This window comes from Microbacterium sp. CH1 (assembly GCF_001595495.1).
GTDB lineage: Bacteria > Actinomycetota > Actinomycetes > Actinomycetales > Microbacteriaceae > Microbacterium.
Genome location: NZ_LOSO01000015.1, coordinates 526,461 through 547,065 on the forward strand (window position 1 = coordinate 526,461; position 20,605 = coordinate 547,065).

The following is a 20,605-nucleotide window of genomic DNA, read 5'->3' on the forward strand; positions in this document are numbered from 1 at the left end:
TCCACGCTACGGCCTTCCCACCGGTCATCCACCGAGAGCGGGCGGCGGGCGGAGTCCTGTCCGAGGTCTGCGGCAGAGTGGAGGGCATGACCTCTCCGACCGCCGTTCCCCTCCGCGAGGCCGCCCGCGCCGCCCTCGGCGAACTCGTCGGCCGTCCTGACGTCGACTTCCACGACGGCCAGTTCGAGGCGATCGAGGCGCTGGTGGAGGGGCGTCGCCGCGCGCTCGTGGTGCAGCGCACCGGGTGGGGGAAGTCGGCGGTGTACTTCGTCGCGACCCTGCTCCGCCGCCGGCAGGGAGCCGGCCCGACCGTGCTCGTCTCCCCGCTCCTGGCGCTCATGCGCGACCAGATCGCCGCGGCCGAGCGCGCGGGCGTGCGCGCCGTGGCGATCAACTCGACGAACGCCCACGAGTGGGCCGAGGTGCAGGAGCGGCTCGCCGGAGACGACGTCGACGTGCTGCTCGTCTCGCCGGAGCGGCTCAACAACCCCGCCTTCCGCGAGGAGCAGCTGCCCGCGCTGGTGGCGCGGCTCGGCATGCTCGTCGTCGACGAGGCGCACTGCATCAGCGACTGGGGGCACGACTTCCGTCCGGACTACCGCCGACTGCGCGACCTCATCGCGCAGATGCCCGCCGACGTGCCGGTGCTGGCGACGACCGCGACGGCGAACTCCCGTGTGGTGGCCGACGTGGCCGAGCAGCTCGGGGTGCTGCCGAGTGGCGCGGGCGGAGCGGAGGCGGTGCCCGTGCTCACGATCCGGGGGCCGCTCGCCCGCACCTCGCTGCGGCTCGGGGTGCTCCGCCTCAAGGACTCGGCGAGCCGTCTGGCCTGGCTGCTCAGCCACCTCGACGATTTCCCCGGCAGCGGGATCATCTACACGCTGACGGTGGCGGCTGCGGTCGACACCGCACGGTTCCTGCGCGATCACGGCCATGACGTGCGCGCCTACACGGGGCAGACCGACCCCGAGGAGCGTGCGGAGTCGGAGGGCATGCTCAAGCGCAACGAGGTGAAGGCCCTCGTCGCGACCAGCGCCCTCGGCATGGGGTTCGACAAGCCGGACCTCGGATTCGTCGTGCACCTCGGCGCGCCGTCCTCGCCCGTGGCGTACTACCAGCAGGTGGGACGAGCGGGGCGTGCCAGCGAGAGCGCCGACGTTCTCCTGCTCCCCGGTGTCGAAGACCGTGAGATCTGGCACTACTTCGCGACCGCGTCGATGCCGGATCGGGAGCGTGCGGAACGGGTGATCGCGGCGCTCGGCGACCGGCCGATCTCGACGCCGGCACTGGAGGCACTCGTCGACATCCGCCGCACGCCCCTCGAGCTGCTGTTGAAGGTGCTCGACGTGGATGGTGCCGTGCGTCGCGTGCAGGGTGGGTGGGTCGCGACGGGACAGCCGTGGACGTACGACGCCGAACGCTACGAGCGTATCGCCGCCGAGCGGGTGGCGGAGCAGGAGCACATGCTCGAGTACGAGCGCACGGACGGCTGCCGGATGGCCTTCCTGCAGCGGGCCCTCGACGACGACACCGCGGCTCCGTGCGGCCGGTGCGACAACTGCGCGGGCGTGTGGTTCCCGGCGGAGGTCGCGCAGACGGCGAGCGCGCAGGCGGCCGCCTCCCTCGACCGGGTGGGCGTGCCGGTCGAGCCGCGTCGCGCGTGGCCGACAGGCGCCGACCGCCTCGACGTGCCGGTGCGCGGCCGTATCCCCGCGGGAGAGCAGGCCGATGAGGGGCGTGCCCTCGCCCGGCTCACCGACCTCGGCTGGGGCGGCACGCTGCGCGAGATCTTCGCGGCAGGTGCCCCGGACGCGCCGATCAGCCCGGCGCTGCTGCAGGCCTGCGTGCGCGTGCTCGCGGGGTGGGACTGGGCGGAGCGGCCGGTGGCTGTGGTCGCGATGCCGTCGCGGTCGCATCCGCAGCTCGTCGACTCCCTCGCCCGCGGGCTGTCCGAGATCGGGCGGCTGCCGTACCTCGGCGCGCTGGAGTGGCGCGGCGGAGGGCCTTCGGGGCAGGCGGGCGGGAACAGCGTGTTCCGGCTCGCGGGGGTGTGGGACCGCTTCGACGCGGCGCATCTCGAGGTACCCGCCGGCCCGGTGCTGCTCGTCGACGACCTCATCGACAGTCGCTGGACCCTGACGGTCGCGGCGCGCGCGGTGCGGCAGGCCGGGGCCACGGCCGTGCTGCCGTTCGCACTCGCCCTGCGCGGCTGACCGCCGGGATCGAGGGTGGACGCGCCCGCCGTCAGTCCTCGGCGGGGGCCACGGGCGGTGGCCAGGACGTCGCGCCGAGTTCGCGGCAGATGTTCCGTGCCGTCTCGCGGAGCGCGTGCACGACGGCGTCGGATGCCGGTGCCTCCGCGGTCGGCAGCACGACGGCCACCGCGGCGACGATCGTGTTCGAGGCGTCGGCGATCGGTGCCGCGAGGGACGACTCACCGAGGACGGCCTCATCGCTCTCCGCCGCCGTCCCGCGCTCCGCGATCCCCGGCAGCTCGAGGGTCAGTCGCGCCACGTCGGTGACCGTGTCGCCGGTGAGGCTGCGCAGGGGCTCGGCGAACACGCTCTGCTGGAAGCCCTGGTCGTACGCGAGGAGCACCTTCCCCATCGCGGAGGCGTGCGCGGGGACCGCCATCCCCGTCTCCAGCATCTGCGGGCTGTCGTCGGGGCGGAGGTTGTGGTGGATGACGAGGACGTCCGTGAGGTGCGGGGCGCCGAGACGCACGGACAGCTCCGTCCGCCGCGCCAGGTCCTGCGTCCAGCGCATCGCCCGCGCCCGCACGTCCAGGGTGTCGAGATACACGTTGCTCAGTCGCAGCAGCGTGGGGCCGAGCATGTACCGCTGTCCGCCGCGCTCCTTCGCGACGAGGCCGTGCGCGCGCAGCGACTTCACGAGGCCGTGCACGGTCGACGGCGGCAGGCTCAGGGCTGCGGCGAGGTCCGTGATGCCGAGGTGGCGGGCGCCCTGGAGCAGGTCGAGGATCTTCGCCGCGCGATCGATCGCCTGGATCATGCCCGTGCTCCTTCCGGTCGTCGTCGAGCCGGGTCTCCGGTCGCCGGATCGATCTTGACAACCCGGCAGGCTCCGAGCATATTCGACATTGACGAATTCCTTTCGGATTTTCGCTCGAGACTCACGCCGCATCAAAGGAGATCGCAGGATGAAGAAGCTCATCAACGCCCCGGAGGACGTCCTCGTCGAGTCCCTGAAGGGCGTCGCCGCCGCACACCCCGAACTCTCGGTCGACCTGGAGAACCACGTCATCACCCGGGCGACACCGAAGGCTCAGGGCAAGGTGGCCGTCGTCTCCGGCGGCGGATCCGGCCATGAGCCCCTGCACGGCGGCTACGTCGGCACCGGGATGCTCGACGCGGCCGTCGCCGGCGAGGTCTTCACCTCGCCCACCCCCGACCGCGTGCAGGTCGCCACCCAGGCGGTCGACCGCGGCGCCGGCGTGCTGCACATCGTCAAGAACTACACGGGCGACGTGCTGAACTTCGAGATGGCCGCGGAGCTCGCCGCCATGGAAGGGATCGAGGTCGGCACGGTCGTCGTGGACGACGACGTGGCCGTGCAGGACTCGCTCTACACCGCGGGGCGCCGAGGCGTCGGCCTCACGGTCCTGCTAGAGAAGCTCGTGGGGGCCGCTGCGGAGGAGGGCCGCGACCTCGGAGCCGTGGTCGACCTCGCGAAGCGCATCAACGGTCAGGGGCGCTCCATGGGCATGGCCCTCACCAGCTGCACGGTCCCGGCCGCGGGCAAGCCCACCTTCGACCTCCCTGACGACCAGATGGAGATCGGCATCGGCATCCACGGCGAGCCGGGCCGCCACCGTGAGCCGCTCGCCCCCGCGTCGGAGATCGCGCGGCAGCTCGTCGAGCCGATCCTGGGCGACCTCGACGCCACCGGCCCCGCGATCGTGATGCTCAACGGCATGGGGGCCACGCCCCTGATCGAGCTCTACCTCATGTATGGCGAGGTCGCGTCGATCCTGGAGAAGTCCGGCGTGCAGATCGCGCGCAACCTGGTCGGCAACTACATCACCTCCCTCGACATGGCCGGATGCTCCGTCACGGTGCTCAAGGCCGACGACGAGTTGCTGCGCTTGTGGGACGCCCCGGTGATCACCCCCGGCCTGCGGTGGGGCGCGTGATGGCGGCCGTCGGCACCGACGCCCTCGTCGACTGGATCTCCCGGTACCGGGAAGCCGTCACGGCGCAGCGGGACTGGCTCACGGAACTGGACTCCGCGATCGGGGACGCCGATCACGGCGCGAACATGGCGCGGGGCTTCTCGGCGGTGGGGGAGAAGCTCGCGGCGACGACGCCCGCGACGATCGACGAGCTGCTCAAGACCGTCGGCATGACCCTGGTGAGCTCGGTGGGCGGCGCGAGCGGCCCCCTCTACGGCACGTTCTTCCTGCGCATGGGGATGTCCGCCGGTGCGGTGACGTCGCTCGACGGATCGGCGCTCGCTGCCGCGCTCCGGGCGGGCCTCGAGGGCATCGTCGCGCGGGGCAAGCCCGAGGCGGGCGACAAGACGATGTTCGACGCCATGGCGCCCGCGGTGGACGCCTTCGACGCGGCCCTCGCCGGAGGAGCCGATACCGCGGCCGCCGCCAGGGCGGCGGCGGATGCCGCGGCCGCCGGCCGCGACGCCACGGTGCCGCTCGTCGCCCGGAAGGGCAGGGCGAGCTACCTCGGTGAACGCAGCGCGGGCCACCTCGACCCCGGAGCCGCCTCGACCGCGCTCCTGTTCGAGGCGCTCGCGGCGGCCCTCGCGGACGCCGGATGATCGGGATCGTCGCCGTCTCCCACAGCGCCCGGCTCGGGGAGGCGGCGCTCGAACTCGCCCTGCAGATGGTGCCGGGCGGCGGCGTGCGGGTCCGCGTGGCGGCCGGGGCCGGCGTGGACGCGGACGGCGCGCCCATCCTCGGGACGGACGCCGTCGCGGTCTCGGCGGCGATCGATGAACTCGCCGCCGAGGTCGACGGCGTGCTCGTGCTCATGGACCTCGGGTCGGCCGTGCTGAGCGCCGAGCTCGCGCTCGAACTGCGCAGCAGCGACGTGCCGGTGCGGCTCGCGCCCGCGCCATTCGTCGAGGGGCTCCTCGCCGCGGTGGTGGCCGCGGCGGCCGGGGGAGACCTCGATGCGGTCGCCGCTGAAGCCGCCTCGGCGCTGGCCGCGAAGACCGGTCAGCTCGGCCCGACAGACGATGCGACGGCAGAGGACATCGAGACGTCGCCCGCGGAGCGCGCTCCTGACGGGTCGGAGCCGGCCGGGGAGACGGTGTCCCGTCGTGTGCGGGTGCGCAACCCTCTCGGCATCCACGCCCGGCCCGCCGCGCTGATCGCGGAAGCGGCGGCGGGCGCGGACGTGCGTCTGCGGCGGCTGCCGGACGGCCCGGAAGCCGCGGCCGGGAGCCTGACCCGGTTGCTCGCACTGGGCGCGCGGCAGGGGACCGAGTTCGAGCTCACGGGTCGGGGAGCGGACGCGGAGGCGGCGATCGACCGCCTGGTCTCGCTCTTCCAGGGAGGGTTCGGCGAGGGCGTCGAGACGGACGAGGGCGCCGCCGGCAGCCCCGGAACCGCGCCCGCGCCTGCGCTCAGCACAGCCTGGGACGACCAGACGGGAATCGGGGCCGACCACGAGTCCGCGCCGCCGCCGGAGATCGTCTCCGGGACCGTGCTGCAGGGCCGTGGGGTCAGTCCCGGACGGGTGGCCGCGAAGGCGGTGTCCCTCGCACCGGCACTCCCGGAACCGGATGCCGAGACCGTCGTCCCGCCGGAGGGCCGGGAGGCCGAGGTCTCCACGATCGAGTGGGCGGCGGTCGCCGTCGCCGATCAGCTGCGTTCGCGCGCCGAACGGGCCCGCGGAGAGGCGCGGGCGATCCTGGACGCGTCCCGGCTCCTCGCCTCAGACCCGGAGCTCGTCGCCGAAGCCACCGCCCTCGTGCGCGCACAGGGGCGGACGGCGGCGCGGGCGGTCTGGGAGACGTCCGCGGCACACGAGGCGGCGCTCGCAGCGCTCGGCGGGAGGATGGCGGAACGCGCCGCCGACATCCGTGACGTCCGGGACCGCATGATCGCCGAGATCCTCCGGGTGGACATGCCCGGGGTCCCCGAGCGCGATGAGCCGTTCGTGCTCGTCGCGACCGACCTCGCTCCCGCCGACACGGCAGCGCTGGACGGCGGGAGCTGCGTCGCTCTCGTGACCGCGGACGGCGGGCCCACGTCGCACACGGCGATCATCGCGCGGGCACTGGGACTGCCCGCTGTGGTCGGAGTGCCAGGCGCGACCGGCATCCCCGAGGGCGCCATGCTCCTCGTCGACGGGGATCGCGGCACGGTCCACGTCGACCCGGACGAGGCGGAGATCGCCGAGGCGCGGGCTGCGGCCGTCGTGGTGACCTTCGACGGACGGGGCCGTCTCGCGGACGGGACCCGCGTGCCGCTCCTGGCCAACGTCGGGGGCGCCGCGGATGCCGGGAGCGCGGCCGCGGCGCACGCCGAGGGGGTCGGACTCTTCCGCACCGAGTTCTGCTTCCTCGACCGGACAGCGGCGCCGAGCATCGAGGAGCAGGTCGAGGCATACCGCGGGGTGCTGCGCGCATTCCCCGGGCGGAAGGTCGTCGTGCGCACGCTGGATGCGGGGAGCGACAAGCCGTTGCCGTTCGCGAACGACGACGACGAGGAGAACCCCGCGCTCGGTGTGCGGGGCCTGCGCCTCTCCCGTCGCCGACCCGCGCTCCTCGACGATCAGCTCCGCGCGCTGGCCAGGGCGGCCGATGCGGAATCCGCCGAGGTGGAGGTCATGGCCCCGATGGTCGCCACGGTCGACGAGGCCGCGGAGTTCGCCGCGCGGTGCCGTGCCGCGGGGCTGGACAGAGCGGGGATCATGATCGAGACCCCGGCGGCGGCGCTGCTGGCCGCCGAGCTGTTCGAGGTCGTGGACTTCGTGAGTCTCGGGACCAACGACCTCGCGCAGTACACCCTCGCCGCGGACCGGCTGTCCAGTGCGCTCGCCGATCTCAACGATCCCTGGCAGCCGGCGGTCCTGCGGCTCATCGGGACGGTCGGGGCGGCGGGACGCGCGGCGGGCAAGGCCGTCGGCATCTGCGGGGAGGCGGCCGGTGACCCGGCACTCGCCCCCGTGCTGGTCGGGCTCGGAGCGACCTCGCTGTCGATGACGCCGCGCGCCCTCGGGCGGGTGGCGGCCGCGCTCGACGCGGTGAGCCCGGGCGAGTGCCGGCGGGCGGCGGAGAGTGCGAGCCGCGCGGCGACCGCTGCGAAGGCACGGCAGGCAGCAGCTCTCGTGCTCGGTGGGGGCGGCGCCGGCTGAGCCGTACGGCTCCTGCGTCCTGCCTTCTTGCGTTACTGACCGATCGTTCAGTTAGTATGGGCGGACGGGACGCGGTCGTCCCGTCCCAGCGCGACGAGGAGGTCGGCGATGACGGAGGCGACGGATACGGCGGAGGCCGTGCGGCCGAACCGGGCCATGATGGAACGCGACCGGGCCTCGGCGATGCTCGGGCTCGTGGTCGAACGCGACGACCCGGGGCACGCGGTCGTGTCGATGCGCGTCCGTGAGGACATGACCAACGGCTTCCAGATCACCCACGGTGGGCTCGTGTTCGCGCTCGCCGACACCGCCTTCGCGATCGCCTGCAACGAAGACGATCGGGTGACGGTGGCCGCCGGTGCCGACATCTCGTTCCTCAAGCCCACCGTCGTGGGGCAGACGCTCACCGCGACGGCCATCCGCCGCACCCGCACCGGTCGCTCCGGCCTCTACGACGTGACGGTCGTGGACGAGCAGGGCGACGCGGTCGCCGAGTTCCGCGGCCGCTCCCGCACCACCTCCCAGACCTTCTGATCCGCCGTTCCGAGGAGTCCCCGTGTCGACGATGACCGCCCCCGCCTCCGCCCTCCGCCCGCCGACGACCGACGAGCTCGACCCCGAGGAGCGGATGAGCCGCGCCGAGATCGAGCGCCTGCAGCTCGAGCGCCTCCGGTGGACCGTGCAGCACGCCTATCGCAACGTTCCGCTCTACACGCGGAAGTTCGACGAGGCGGGCGTGCATCCCGACGACATCCGCACGCTCGACGACGTGCACCGGCTGCCCTTCACCACCAAGGACGACCTGCGCGAGACGTACCCGTTCGGGATGTTCGCGGTGCCGATGGCCGACGTCGCCCGCATCCACGCGTCCAGCGGCACCACCGGCCGCCCGACCGTCGTCGGCTACACGCGCGGCGACCTCGACCGCTGGGGGACGCTGGTGGCCCGGTCGCTCCGCGCCAGCGGCATCCGGCGCGGCATGAAGGTGCACAACGCCTACGGGTACGGCCTGTTCACGGGCGGGCTCGGGGCGCATGCCGGCATCGAAGCCCTGGGCGCCACCGTGATCCCGATATCGGGCGGACAGACTGCCCGGCAGGTGCAGCTCATCCGCGACTTCGAGCCGGACGCGATCCTGTGCACCCCGAGCTACCTCCTCACGATCGCCGACGCGATTGCCGCGCAGGGCATCGACCCGCGGTCCACCTCGCTCAAGGTCGCGGTGCTCGGCGCGGAGCCCTGGACCAACGAGATGCGGCACGAGCTGGAGCAGCGGCTCGGCATCGACGCCCTCGACATCTTCGGACTCAGCGAGGTGATGGGGCCGGGCGTCGGCAACGAGTGCCTCGAGACCAAGGACGGCCCGCATCTGTGGGAGGACCACTTCCTGCCCGAGGTGATCGACGGCGACACCCTGCAGGCGCTGCCGGACGGCGAACGGGGCGAGCTCGTCTTCACCTCGCTCACCAAGGAGGCGTTCCCCGTCATCCGCTACCGCACGCGCGACATCACCCGCCTGCTCCCCGGCACGGCGCGTCCTGGCATGCGGCGGATGGAGAAGGTCACCGGGCGCAACGACGACATGATCATCCTGCGCGGCGTCAACCTCTTCCCGACGCAGATCGAGGAGCTGGTGCTCGGGATTGAGCAGCTCACGCCGCACTTCATCCTGGAGCTGACGAAGGAGGGCCGGATGGACGCCCTCACCGTGCGCATCGAGCGGCACCCCGACCTGTCCGTGGAGACGTGCGAGGCGGCGGCGCAGGTGCTGGTGCAGCGCATCAAGGTGTTCATCGGCTCGTCGGTCGCCGTGCGGCTCGAGGAGCCGGGGGCGCTGCCGCGCAGCGAGGGCAAGTACAAGCGCGTCTACGACCTGCGCTGACACGCGGGGGTGTCGGCGTCGACCTCCGCGATGCGCGCGGCGGGCGGTGCGAGACTGAGGGGGATGTCCGAGATGCAGACCACGCGGCGCGGCCGCCCCGGGTACGACCAGCAGGGGATCCTCGCCGTCGCGGTGGCCGCCTTCAACGAGCACGGCTACGACGCGACCTCGATCGGGATGCTCGCCGAGCGCCTCGGGCTGTCGAAGTCGGCGATCTACCATCACTTCGGGTCGAAGGACGAGATCCTCGACCGGGCCCTCGACAGCGCGCTCAGCGGGCTGGAGGCCGTCGTCGACGACCCGCTTCCGGGCGAGGCGACCGACGCCGTCGCCCGCCTGGAGCACGTGCTCCGCGGTGCCGTGCACGTGCTCGTCGATCAGCTTCCCGCCGTGACGCTGCTGCTGCGGGTGCGCGGGAACACCGATGTGGAGCGCCGGGCCCTCACCCGACGGCGGGCGTTCGACCGCCGCATCACGGCCCTCGTCGCGGAGGCGCAGGCCGAGGGTGCCCTGCGCTCCGACATCGATGCGGCCGTCGTCGCCCGACTGACGTTCGGCATGATCAACTCGATCGTCGAGTGGTATCGCCCCGGTGGTCGCGAGGGCGCTGACCGCCTCGCCGACGACGTCGTCGCGATCGCCCTCGACGGCCTCCGCCACCCCTGACCCCGAAACCCCGTCTTCGCGCCGAGGCCCCGCCGTCTCCGCGTGGGAAGGGCGGGGCCTCGACGAGAACCCGGGGTCTCGAGATCAGGCGGGGGTGAGCTCCTTCGCGACGAGAGTCAGGACGTCGTAGGTCGCGACGAGCTCGTCGTCCTGGTTCTTCAGGACCGCGTCCCAGCGCACCTCGCCGTACTCGTCGGTCTCCCGCGGCGTGATCTGCTTGGCGGTGAGCTCGACGCGGATCTCGTCGCCGGGGGACACCGGGGTCACGAAGCGCAGGTTCTCCAGCCCGGAGTTCGCGAGCACGGGGCCGGGAGCCGGGTCGACGAAGAGCCCCGCCGCCCACGACACGAGCAGGTAGCCGTGGGCCACGCGTCCGGGGAAGAACGGGTTCGCCGCCGCCGACGCCTCGTCCATGTGCGCGTAGAACGTGTCGCCCGTGAACGCCGCGAAGGTCTCGATGTCGTCGAGGGTGACGGTGCGCGAGGGGCTGACGACCTGATCGCCGATGCGCAGCTCCGCCAGCGACTTCCGGAAGGGGTGCACGCCGTCGTCGGTGTCGAACGGGCGGGCCGAGGCCCCCTGGTGCCAGACGCCGGTGAGCGCGGTCATCATCTCCGGGGAGCCCTGCACCGCGGTGCGCTGCATGTGGTGCAGCACCGCCCGGATGCCGCCGAGCTCCTCGCCGCCGCCGGCGCGACCGGGGCCGCCGTGCACGAGGTTCGGGAGCGGGGAGCCGTGGCCGGTCGAGCTGCGGGCGTCGTCGCGGTCGAGGAAGAGTACGCGGCCGTTGTACGCGGCGATCCCCGCGGCGAGCGTGGTCGCGACCTCCGGGTCGTGCGTCGCGACACTCGTCACGAGCGAGCCGCCGCCGCGGGCCACGAGCTCCGCAGCCTCGTCCAGCGTGCGGTAGCCGAGGATGCTGGAGACGGGGCCGAACGCCTCGATCTCGTTCACGGCGGGGCTCGTCGCATCGGTGAAGCGCAGGAGCATCGGCGCCACGAACGCGCCGTCTTCCGCGGGGCCTTCGCTGCCGTCCGCGCGGCGGACGGTCGGCGTCTCGGGGGAGCCGATCACCAGCTCGCCCCCACCCTCGCGGAGCCGCGCCACCTGCCGGAGCACCTCGTCGCGCTGAGCCGTCGAGGCGAGCGGTCCCATCGTCACGCCCTCCGCGCGCGGGTCGCCCACGACGATCCGCGCGGCGAGCCGGTCGCGCACGGCGGCGATCACGTCGTCCACCGCGTCCTCCGGCACGATCGCCCGCCGGATCGCGGTGCACTTCTGTCCGGCCTTCGACGTCATCTCCGCGACGAGCTGCTTCACGTAGGCGTCGAACTCCGGGGTGCCGGAGGCCGCATCCGTGCCGAGCACCGAGGCGTTGATCGAGTCGGTCTCGCTGGTGAAGCGGACCCCGCCGGTCTGCACGGCGTCGTGCGCCCGCAGCCGCTCCGCCGTCGACGCCGAGCCGGTGAACGCGACGAGGTCGCCGAGGCGGAGGTGGTCGAAGAGGTCCGGCACACTGCCGGACACGAGCTGCAGCGACCCCTCGGGCAGCAGACCCGACTCCACCATCACGCGCACCATGGCCTCGGTGAGATACCCGGTGGGGGTGGCGGGCTTCACGACCGTGGGGACACCGGCGAGGAAGGCCGGCGCGAACTTCTCCAGCGAGCCCCACACAGGGAAGTTGAAGGCGTTGATCTGCACCGCCACCCCGGGCAGCCGGGTGTAGATGTGCCGACCGAGGAAGGAGCCGTCCCGCGACAGGTTCTCCACGGCGCCGTCGACGTAGACCTTCGCGTTCGGCAGCTCCCGGCGGCCCTTGCTGGAGTACGCGAAGAGCACGCCGATGCCGCCGTCGATGTCGACCCAGGAGTCCTGTGCGGTGGCGCCGGTGCGGCTGGAGAGCGCGTACAGCTCCTCCTTGCGGGCAGTCAGCGCGAGCGCGAGCTGCTTGAGCAGCACGGCGCGCTGGTGGAACGTGAGCTCGCCGAGCGCGGCCTGACCGGTGGTGCGGGCGAAGTCGAGCGCCGCGCCGAGGTCGAGACCGGTGGTGGAGACGCGGGCGACCGTCTCCCCGGTCGAGGCGTCGCGCACCTCGGTGGCGTCCGCGTCGGAGGCGGGCGTCCACCAGGAGCCCTGCACGTAGCTGGGGAGGATCTCGGTCATGGGGGTTCCCTTCATCAGTCGTCCCATTCGTAGAAGCCGCGTCCGCTCTTGCGGCCGAGGTGTCCCTCCGCCACGAGGCGGCGCAGCAGGGCCGGGGGTTCGAAGCGCGCGCCGAGCTGTGCCGCGAGGTACTCGGCGATGCCGAGCCGGACGTCCAGCCCGACGATGTCGGTGAGCCGAAGCGGTCCCACCGGGTGCTTGTAGCCGAGGGTCATGGCCGCGTCGATGTCGGCCGCGGAGGCGACGCCGTCCTCGAGCATCCGGATCGCCTCGAGGCCGAGGGCGACGCCCAGACGTGACGACGCGAAACCGGGGGCGTCGGCGACGACGATGGGCGTCTTCCCCAGCGCGCGGACCCAGGAGGCCGCGTCCGCGACGAGAGTCTCCGCGGTCGCGCCGCCACGGACCACCTCCACGAGGGTCGAGGCGGGCACCGGGTTGAAGAAGTGCATCCCGAGGAAGCGCTCGGGGCGGTCGAGCACCGCGGCGAGCTCGTCGATCGAGATGGACGAGGTGTTGGACGCCAGGGCCGCGTCGTCGGCGAGGTGGCGCTCGACGCGGGTGAGGGCGTCGATCTTGAGCGACAGCTCCTCCGGGACGGCCTCGACGACGAGGGTGCAGTCCGCGAACAGGGCGGCGTCGGTCCCGGTCGCGAACCGCGCCCGGTACGCCTCGGCGGTCTCGATCGCCGTGCCGCGGGCGAGCGAGGCGTCGATCGACCCGTGCACGCGGGCGGCGGCGGCCGCCGCGGCGTCCTCGTCCCGCTCGACCACCGTCACGGGGGCTCCGGCGAGGAGGAAGGCGTGGGCGATGCCGGCGCCCATGCGCCCGCCGCCGAGCACGCCGACGCGGGCCGGGGCTGCGGCTTCGGGGGAGGAGGGCGTGCTCATCGGTCTCTCCGTTCCAGGAAGGCGGTCATGCGACGGTGCTTCTCCGGGCTCTCGAACAGCGCGGCCTGTTCCTCGAGGTCGACCGCGGGGTGCTGGTCGCGCGGCGCCCGGAACACCCGCTTGGTCGCGATGGTCGCCGCGGGGTCGTTGCGGGCGATGCGGTCGGCGACCGCGTGGGCGGCGGCGAGGAGGTCGGCGACCTCGTGCAGCGAGGAGACGAGCCCGATGCGGAGCGCCTCCTCGGCGTGCACCGTGCGGCCGGTCAGCAGCAGCTCGATGGCGCGGGCGTCGCCCACGATCTCCTTGAGGCGCCAGCTCGCTCCGGCGGCGGCGAGGATGCCCAGGCCGGTCTCCGGGTTGCCGATCTTCAGGGTCGGCGTCGCGAGGCGGATGTCGGCGGCATACGCGAGCTCCGCGCCACCGCCGAGCGCGTAGCCGTCGATCGCGGCGATCACGGGCATCGGCAGCTCCGCGACGCGGACGAACGCGTGGGCGTTGATGCCGCGGCGGGCGTCGTCGGCGCGGCGTTCGCGCAGCTCGGCGATGTCGGCGCCCGCCGCGAACACCCCGTCGGCGCCGGTGAGGATGAGCGTGCGCGGCGTCTCCTCCAGCTCGGCGCACAGCGCGTGCAGGGCGTCGATCGTGGCCTGGTCGATCGCGTTGCGCTTGTGCGGACGGTTCAGGGTCGCGACGACGCGGTCCGCGGTGCGGGTGACGAGCAGCGGCTCGTCCGCGGCGCTCACACCTTCTCCAGGATCACGGCGGCGCCCTGGCCGACGCCGACGCACATCGTGGCGAGGCCGTAGCGGGAGTCCTCGCGCTCCATGCGTCCCATCAGCGTCACGAGCAGGCGCGAGCCGGACGAGCCGAGCGGGTGCCCGAGAGCGATGGCGCCGCCGTCGGCGTTCACGCGGTCCTCGTCGAGGCCGAGCCGCCGGATGCAGGCGAGCGACTGCGAGGCGAACGCCTCGTTGAGCTCCACGGCGCCGATGTCGTCGAGGGAGAGCCCCGAACGGCGCAGCGCCTTCTCCGTCGCGGGGACCGGTCCGAGTCCCATGATCTCCGGAGCCAGGGCGGCGGAGGTGCCGACGACGATCCGGGCGCGGGGCGTCAGTCCGTGGCGCTCGACGGCTTCGGCGCTCGCCACGAGCACGGCCGAGGCGCCGTCGTTGAGGGCGCTGGAGTTGCCGGCCGTGACGACCTCTCCGCCGGCCACGACGGGACGCAGGCGCGCGAGCACCTCGAGGGTGGTATCCGGGCGCGGGCCCTCGTCGACGAGCACCTCGCCGTCGCGGACGGGAACGCCGACGATCTCCGGGGCGAATCGCCCGGCGGCGATCGCGGCGGCGGCGCGCTGCTGCGAGCGGACGGCGAAGGCGTCGGCCTCGGCGCGGGTGATGCCGTCGACGCGGGCGACCTCCTCCGCGGTCTCCGGCATCGTGAAGGTGGCCTTGTCGCGTGCGGCGAGGCGCGGGTTCGGGAAGCGCCAGCCGATCGAGGTGTCGAAGGCAGCGCCGGGCTTCGCCCACGCCTTCTCCGGCTTGGCCTGCACCCAGGGGGCGCGGGTCATGGACTCGACGCCGCCGGCGACGAGGAGATCGGCGTCGCCCGCGCGGATCGCCTGCGCGGCCATGGTGACGGCGGACATCCCGGAGGCGCACAGGCGGTTGACCGTGATGCCCGGCACGGTGTCGGGGAGGCCGGCGAGGAGCACGGCCATCCGGGCGACGTTCCGGTTGTCCTCTCCGGCCTGGTTGGCGGCGCCGAGGATGACCTCGTCCAGCTCCGTACGCGCCGGGTCGAGCCCGGCGCGGCGCACGGCCTCGCCGACGACGAGCGCCGCGAGGTCGTCGGGACGGACAGCGGAGAGGGTGCCGCCGTAGCGGCCGACCGGGGTACGGACCCCTCCGACGAGGTAGGCCTCTGGCATGCGGATCTCCTGACTTCGTCGTCCTGGTGTGGTCCGGGAGCGGCCGGTCGTGAATTACTGACCGATCGTAAGGTAATTATGGCACAGGCGCACGGCCGGCCGCGATCCCGGACCAGGAGTCAGACGCTGAGATCCACGCCCTTCGTCTCCTTCACCAGCGAGACGCCGATGAGCGAGATGATCGACGCGACCGCGATGTAGACGCCGATCGTCCACGCGGCGTGGAACTGGTTCAGCAGCGCCTCCGCGATCATCGGTGCGAACGCGCCGCCGAGGATGGCGCCGAGGGCGTAGCCGATCGAGACGCCCGAGTAGCGCACGTTCGCGGGGAACATCTCGGCGTACAGCGCCGCCTGCGGCCCGTACGAGAGTCCGAGCGCGAACGTCATGACGAACAGGGCGACGAAGTACCAGACGATGTTGGCGGTGTCGATGAGGAACCACATCGGGATAGCCCACACCGCGAGGGCGACGTACCCGATCTGGAACGTGCGGATGCGGCCGAGGCGGTCGGACAGCGCGCCGCCCCACAGTGTGAAGATCAGCCAGCCGAACGAGGCGAGCGTGGTCGCCAGCAGCACCGGCGGGCGCTCCATGCCGAGAGCCGTGACGGCGTACGTCGCGAAGAACGCGATCAGCAGGTATCCGGCGGCGTTGTTGGCGATGAAGATGACGGCCGTGAGCACGACCTGCTTCGTGTGTGCCCGGAAGAGCTGCCCGAGCGGCGCCGAGGCCTCCTTGCGGCGGCGACGCAGGTCTTCGAACACGGGGCTCTCGTCGACCGCGCGACGGATGACGTAGCCGACCGCGATGAGCACGATCGAGAGCAGGAACGGGATGCGCCAACCCCACTCGAGGAAGGCCTCGGGGGACATCGAGCTCGTGAGGGCCCAGAGGGTGAAGGTGGCGAGGATCATGCCGACCGGCACGCCGATCTGCGGGAACGCGCCGAAGAGGCCGCGTCGCGCCGTCGGTGCGTGCTCGACGGCCATGAGGGCTGCGCCGCCCCATTCGCCGCCGGCCGAGAAGCCCTGCAGGATGCGCAGGAGGATCAGGAGGATCGGGGCGGCGACGCCGATGGCGGCGTACGTCGGCAGCAGGCCGATGAGGGACGTGGACAGTCCCATCATCACGAGGGTGAAGACGAGCATCTTCTTCCGGCCGAGCTTGTCGCCGAGGTGTCCGGCGACGATCGCGCCGAGTGGGCGGAACAGGAACGAGATGCCGATGGTCGCGAACGAGAGCACCTGGGCGAGCCCGGGGCTCGACTCCGCGATAGGAGCGAGGAAGAGCGGGGCGAGCGCGAGGCCCGCCGCCTGGGCGTAGATGAAGAAGTCGTACCATTCGATCGACGTCCCCACGAGGGTGCCGGCGAGGACGCGCCGCTCCTCGGCGGGCATCCTTCCGGTCGACGAGGCGGCTGCGGTGGCTGAGGTCATGCGAACTCCGTTGTTCTGCGAGGGGGGAGCGCCGACGCGGGTACGTCGGCGATGACTTACCGAATGATCGGTCAGTAATCGCCGAGCGTAGCGTATCGGCGCTCCGCCCACGAGGGTTCGCGGACCGGGTCGACCTCAGACCCGCCCGAAGGCGCGGAGCGGATGCTCGATGAGCTCCACCACGCGGCGGAGGAATCCGGCCGCATACCCGCCGTCGCAGACCCGGTGGTCGAACACGAGCGAGAGCTGGACGATGCGACGCGGCACGATCGCCCCGTCCACGACCCAGGGCCGCTCGATGATCCGGCCGATGCCGAGGATCGCGACGTCGGGGTGGTTGATGATCGCCGCAGAGCCGTCGACGCCGAGCCCGCCGTAGTTGTTGAGGGTGAAGGTCGATCCGCGGAGCCGCTCGGGCGGGAGCGTGCCGGTGCGCGCGGTGGCCGCGAGCTCGCGCAGGGCGGCGTCGAGGTCGGCGACCGTGAGCCGGTGCGCGTGCGGGACGACCGGGACGAGGAGTCCGCGTTCGGTGTCGGCCGCGACGCCGAGGTTCACGCCGTCGAACGAGATCAACTCGGAGCCGTCGTCGCTGAGCCGCGAGGCGAGGACCGGGTAGTCCTCCAGTGCGAGCAGCACGAACCGTGCGAGGAGCGCCGTGATCGACGGGGCCTTCGCGCCCTCGGGAGCCATCTGCGCGCGGAGGTCCCAGAGCTCGGTGGCGTCGACGTCGACCCACACGGTGGCCTCGGGGATCTCCGAGCGGCTGCGGGCGAGCCGGGCGCTCACCGTACGGCGCAGCGGGGACAGGCGCTCGCGGCTGCGGACCGGGAGGCCGTCGATCTCGCCGGTGGGAGCGGGAGCGGAGGTCGGCGTCGGGGCTGCGGCGACGCCGTCCACGGCGTGGTCCACGGCGGCGCGCAGCACGTCGGCGCGGGTGATCGCCCCGTCCGCCCCGGTGGGGGAGATCGCGTGCACATCGAGGCCCAGATCGCGGGCGAGGCGCCGCACGAGTGGCGACCGCACGGCGACCGGAGCGGGTCGCGCGGCGTCGCGGGCGGCCGGTGCGGGCGACTCCGGAGCGGTCGCGGCGGGTGCGGCGGGTGCGGGTGCTGACGAGGCGGGTGCCGGTGCGGGGCGTGGCGCCACGGGGCGGCGTCGCCGACCCGTCGAGGCGGACGCGGAGGTGCCGTACCCGATGAGGACGTTGCCGGACCCCGCACGCTCCTCCTGCCGGTACGCCTCGTGCTCGGGCTGCGCGGCGGGTGTCTGCGGCGCGGACGCGGTCTCCTCACTGCCGGGGTCGGCGACCTCCAGCACCGGGGCCCCGACGTCGATGGTGTCGCCGGGCGTGCCGTGCAGCGCCGTCACGACGCCCGCGAACGGCGAGGGCAGTTCGACGACGCTCTTCGCGGTCTCGACCTCGGCGATGGCCTGGTCGGTCGCGATCGTGTCGCCGACGGACACCAGCCACTGCACGAGGCCGGCCTCGGTGAGTCCCTCGCCGAGGTCGGGGAGGCGGAACACGCGGGTCGCGGTCTTCACCGGGGTGCTCATGCTTCGTCCTCCCAGTGCAGCGTGTCGATCGCGTCGAGCACCCGATCGACGTCCGGCAGGTACCAGTGCTCGAACTTCGGCGGTGCGTACGGGGTGTCGAACCCGGTCACCCGCCGCACGGGGGCCTCGAGGTACTCGAAGCAGCGCTCGAACACCCGGGCCTGGATCTCGGAGGCGACGCTGACGAATCCCGGGGCCTCGGCGATCACGACCGCGCGTCCCGTGGACCGCACCGCCGCGGTGACCGTCTCATCGTCGAAGGGGGAGAGGGAGCGCACGTCGACCACCTGCACGCTGCGCCCTTCGCCCGCGGCGACCTCCGCCGTTTCCAGCGCGAGCGGCACGGAGGCTCCGTACGCGAGGAGGGTCACGTCGGTGCCCTCCCTGGCGATGCGCGCCGCGCCGATCTCCGCCGTCACGGCGGTGTCGACCTCGCCCTTCGACCAGTAGAGCTTCTTGGGCTCGAGGAAGACCACCGGGTCCGGCGAGGCGATGGCCGCCCGGAGCAGCGAGTAGGCGTCCTGCGGGGTGGACGGGCTCACGACGGTGAGGCCGGGCGTGTGCGCGTAGTACGCCTCGGACGAGTCGCAGTGGTGCTCGACGCCCCCGATGCCGCCGCCGAACGGGATGCGGATCACGAGCGGCATGCGCACCCCGCCGCGGGTGCGGTTGCCGAGCTTCGCGACGTGGCTGACGATCTGCTCGAACGCGGGCAGGGCGAAGGCGTCGAACTGCATCTCGACCACGGGGCGCATCCCGTTCATCGCCATGCCGACGGCGGTGCCGATGATGCCGGACTCCGCGAGCGGGGTGTCGAAGCAGCGGTCCTCGCCGAATCGTGCGGTGAGTCCGTCCGTGATGCGGAAGACACCGCCGAGGGCTCCCACATCCTCTCCGAACACGACCACGTCGGGATCGGCGGCGAGGGCGTCGGCGAGGGCGCGGTTGAGAGCGGCGGCCATGGTCATGGTCGTGGTGGTGCCGGCGTCCGTCGCGACCGGCGTCTCGTGCTCGGCGATGGTCATCGGGGGCCTCCGGTCGTCATCGTCTCGGCGGGGTGGGAGCGGGCGATCTCGTCCCGGAGGAGCTGCCACTGCTCCTCACGCTGCGGCGAGCGGGTCGCGGTCACGAAGCGGAAGAGGTCTTCCGGCTCGAGCTCCGCATCGGTGTTCAGGGCGGTGCGCATGGCGGCGGCGATCTCCTCCGCGCCCGCGGCGAAGCGCTCTTCTGCCTTGTCGTCCAGCGTCCCCGTCGCGGTGAGGTGCGCGCGCAGGCGGAGCAGCGGATCGCGGGCGAGCCACGCCTGCACCTCGTCGCGCTCGCGATAGCGGGTGTCGTCGTCGGCGTTGGTGTGCGCCTGCATGCGGTACGTGTGGGCCTCGACGAGGGAGGGGCCGCCACCGGCGCGGGCGCGGTCGACGGCTTCCGTGAGCACCGCGAGGACCGCGGCCACGTCGTTGCCGTCGACGCGCTGTCCCGGCATGCCGTAGCCGACCGCCTTGTGGGCGAGGGAGGGGGCGGCGGTCTGCCGGGAGAGGGGAACCGAGATCGCGAACTCGTTGTTCTGCACGAAGAACACGACGGGCACGTGGAACACTGCCGCGAAGTTCATCGCCTCGTGGAAGTCGCCCTCGCTCGTCGCGCCGTCGCCGCAGAGCGCGAGCACCACGGTGTCCTCGCCGCGGTGCTTCGCCGCCTGCGCGAAGCCGACCGCGTGCAGGAGCTGGGTCGCGAGCGGGGTGGCCTGCGGGGCGACGCGGTGCGCGCGCACGTCGTAGCCGGAGTGCCAGTCGCCTTTGAGGAGCACCATCGCCTCGGCAGGCGCGACGCCGCGGGCGATCACGGCGACCGAGTCGCGGTACGTGGGGAAGAGCCAGTCGGTGTCGCCGAGCACCATCGCCGCGGCCACCTGGCAGGCCTCCTGGCCGTGCGACGAGGGGTAGACCGCGAGGCGGCCCTGGCGCACGAGCGCGCCGGCCTGATCGTTGATGCGACGGCCTTCGACGAGGCCGCGGTAGGCCGCCAGCAGGACGTCGGCGGCGGGGAGCGCGTAGGTCTCGTCGGGGAGGGTGGTCCCGTCCTCGGCGATCAGTCGTACCGCGGTGTCTCGCGGGAGCATGTCGTGGGAGTGCATCCGTCCGCCTTCCTTGCCGAACTCGATGAGGACAGCATGCCGCGCGTGCGACAGTCATCCAAGATCCGTCGCGGGATCGTGGACGATTGCTCGCGACGTGCCACAATGGCTTCCGAAATGTCAGGATTTCCCGGACGGGAGAGGGGTGCCATGGCGGCGCTGGACGAGACGGATCGCGCGATCCTCGCGGAGTTGCGGCGGGATGCGCGGGCGTCCATGACCGCGATCGCCGAGGCGGTGCACATCTCCCGCGCGGGGGCGCATGCCCGCATCAAGCGGCTCACCGACGCCGGGGTGATCACCGGGTACACCGTGCGCACCGACCCCGTGCTGCTGGGGCATCACGCGAGCGCGTACGTGACCCTCGCGATCGAGCAGGCCACGTGGCAGGAGGTGAGCGCGCGGCTGCGGGCGATCCCGGAGATCGAGCACATGGCGCTCGTCGGCGGCGACTTCGACGTGCTGCTGCTCGTGCGCGCCAACGACGCCCGCGACCTGCGCCGCATCGTGCTGGAGGACATCCAGGCGATCCCGTCGATCCGCTCGACCCGGACGATCCTGATCTTCGAGGACTTCGACCGGGTGTGACGTTTGTTTCCTGCGG

General features: G+C 72.8%; 17 protein-coding genes. 8 read left to right on the forward strand and 9 right to left on the reverse strand.

The window, feature by feature from the left end; genetic code table 11:
* The first annotated feature begins 86 nt into the window (after positions 1-86).
* Entirely contained in the window at positions 87-2,213 is a 2,127-nt protein-coding gene (locus AUV07_RS10860) for a RecQ family ATP-dependent DNA helicase (protein ID WP_062635991.1), read from the forward strand.
* 31 nt (positions 2,214-2,244) lie between these two features.
* Here the strand turns inward: AUV07_RS10860 and AUV07_RS10865 are convergent, their stop codons facing one another.
* Positions 2,245-3,012, reverse strand: a complete 768-nt coding sequence (locus AUV07_RS10865) for an IclR family transcriptional regulator (RefSeq protein ID WP_062635992.1) — start codon at positions 3,010-3,012, stop codon at positions 2,245-2,247.
* Positions 3,013-3,160: 148 nt separating this feature from the next.
* Between AUV07_RS10865 and dhaK the strand changes: the two genes are divergently transcribed.
* The 6 genes from dhaK to AUV07_RS10895 all read left to right on the forward strand — a co-directional run bounded on the left by dhaK (position 3,161) and on the right by AUV07_RS10895 (position 9,888).
* Positions 3,161-4,153: a dihydroxyacetone kinase subunit DhaK gene (gene dhaK, locus AUV07_RS10870; protein ID WP_062635993.1), complete on the forward strand. Its 993-nt coding sequence runs from the start codon at positions 3,161-3,163 to the stop codon at positions 4,151-4,153.
* Positions 4,153-4,794 carry a dihydroxyacetone kinase subunit DhaL gene (gene dhaL, locus AUV07_RS10875; protein ID WP_062636095.1) on the forward strand — a complete coding sequence of 214 codons (642 nt, stop codon included), beginning with the start codon at positions 4,153-4,155 and terminating at the stop codon, positions 4,792-4,794. The genes dhaK and dhaL overlap by 1 nt, the downstream gene beginning before the upstream one ends.
* The gene (gene ptsP, locus AUV07_RS10880) at positions 4,791-7,340 is read left to right on the forward strand and encodes a phosphoenolpyruvate--protein phosphotransferase (protein ID WP_082802915.1); all 2,550 of its coding nucleotides are present in this window, start codon (positions 4,791-4,793) and stop codon (positions 7,338-7,340) included. Before dhaL ends, ptsP begins: the two co-directional genes overlap by 4 nt.
* Before the next feature lie 108 nt (positions 7,341-7,448).
* Positions 7,449-7,874, forward strand: a complete 426-nt coding sequence (gene paaI / locus AUV07_RS10885; RefSeq protein ID WP_062635994.1) for a hydroxyphenylacetyl-CoA thioesterase PaaI — start codon at positions 7,449-7,451, stop codon at positions 7,872-7,874.
* 31 nt (positions 7,875-7,905) lie between these two features.
* A complete protein-coding gene (gene paaK / locus AUV07_RS10890) occupies positions 7,906-9,222 on the forward strand; it encodes a phenylacetate--CoA ligase PaaK (RefSeq protein WP_062636099.1) in 1,317 nt (438 codons plus the stop codon).
* 63 nt (positions 9,223-9,285) lie between these two features.
* Entirely contained in the window at positions 9,286-9,888 is a 603-nt protein-coding gene (locus tag AUV07_RS10895; protein ID WP_062635996.1) for a TetR/AcrR family transcriptional regulator, read from the forward strand.
* A gap of 84 nt (positions 9,889-9,972) precedes the next feature.
* Here the strand turns inward: AUV07_RS10895 and paaZ are convergent, their stop codons facing one another.
* The 8 genes from paaZ to AUV07_RS10935 all read right to left on the reverse strand — a co-directional run bounded on the left by paaZ (position 9,973) and on the right by AUV07_RS10935 (position 20,001).
* Complete coding sequence (paaZ, locus tag AUV07_RS10900) at positions 9,973-12,054, reverse strand: phenylacetic acid degradation bifunctional protein PaaZ (RefSeq protein WP_082802924.1); 2,082 nt, start codon at positions 12,052-12,054, stop codon at positions 9,973-9,975.
* A 14-nt stretch (positions 12,055-12,068) separates the two neighbouring features.
* Complete coding sequence (locus tag AUV07_RS10905; protein WP_062636000.1) at positions 12,069-12,944, reverse strand: 3-hydroxyacyl-CoA dehydrogenase family protein; 876 nt, start codon at positions 12,942-12,944, stop codon at positions 12,069-12,071.
* Positions 12,941-13,687 (reverse strand): enoyl-CoA hydratase/isomerase family protein, encoded by a 747-nt coding sequence (locus AUV07_RS10910; protein ID WP_082802916.1) that lies wholly within the window; start codon positions 13,685-13,687, stop codon positions 12,941-12,943. Before AUV07_RS10910 ends, AUV07_RS10905 begins: the two co-directional genes overlap by 4 nt.
* Positions 13,684-14,874 (reverse strand): thiolase family protein, encoded by a 1,191-nt coding sequence (locus tag AUV07_RS10915; protein ID WP_062636001.1) that lies wholly within the window; start codon positions 14,872-14,874, stop codon positions 13,684-13,686. The genes AUV07_RS10910 and AUV07_RS10915 overlap by 4 nt, the downstream gene beginning before the upstream one ends.
* Before the next feature lie 119 nt (positions 14,875-14,993).
* Entirely contained in the window at positions 14,994-16,313 is a 1,320-nt protein-coding gene (locus AUV07_RS10920; protein ID WP_062636003.1) for an MFS transporter, read from the reverse strand.
* 135 nt (positions 16,314-16,448) lie between these two features.
* Positions 16,449-17,867: a dihydrolipoamide acetyltransferase family protein gene (locus tag AUV07_RS10925; protein ID WP_062636005.1), complete on the reverse strand. Its 1,419-nt coding sequence runs from the start codon at positions 17,865-17,867 to the stop codon at positions 16,449-16,451.
* Entirely contained in the window at positions 17,864-18,892 is a 1,029-nt protein-coding gene (locus tag AUV07_RS10930; protein ID WP_062636007.1) for an alpha-ketoacid dehydrogenase subunit beta, read from the reverse strand. The genes AUV07_RS10925 and AUV07_RS10930 overlap by 4 nt, the downstream gene beginning before the upstream one ends.
* Complete coding sequence (locus AUV07_RS10935) at positions 18,889-20,001, reverse strand: thiamine pyrophosphate-dependent enzyme (protein WP_062636008.1); 1,113 nt, start codon at positions 19,999-20,001, stop codon at positions 18,889-18,891. Before AUV07_RS10935 ends, AUV07_RS10930 begins: the two co-directional genes overlap by 4 nt.
* A gap of 150 nt (positions 20,002-20,151) precedes the next feature.
* On the opposite strand from AUV07_RS10935, the gene AUV07_RS10940 reads away from it, so the two are divergent.
* Positions 20,152-20,589, forward strand: coding sequence for an Lrp/AsnC family transcriptional regulator (locus AUV07_RS10940; protein ID WP_062636010.1), 438 nt, complete (start codon positions 20,152-20,154; stop codon positions 20,587-20,589).
* The last annotated feature ends 16 nt before the right edge of the window (positions 20,590-20,605 follow it).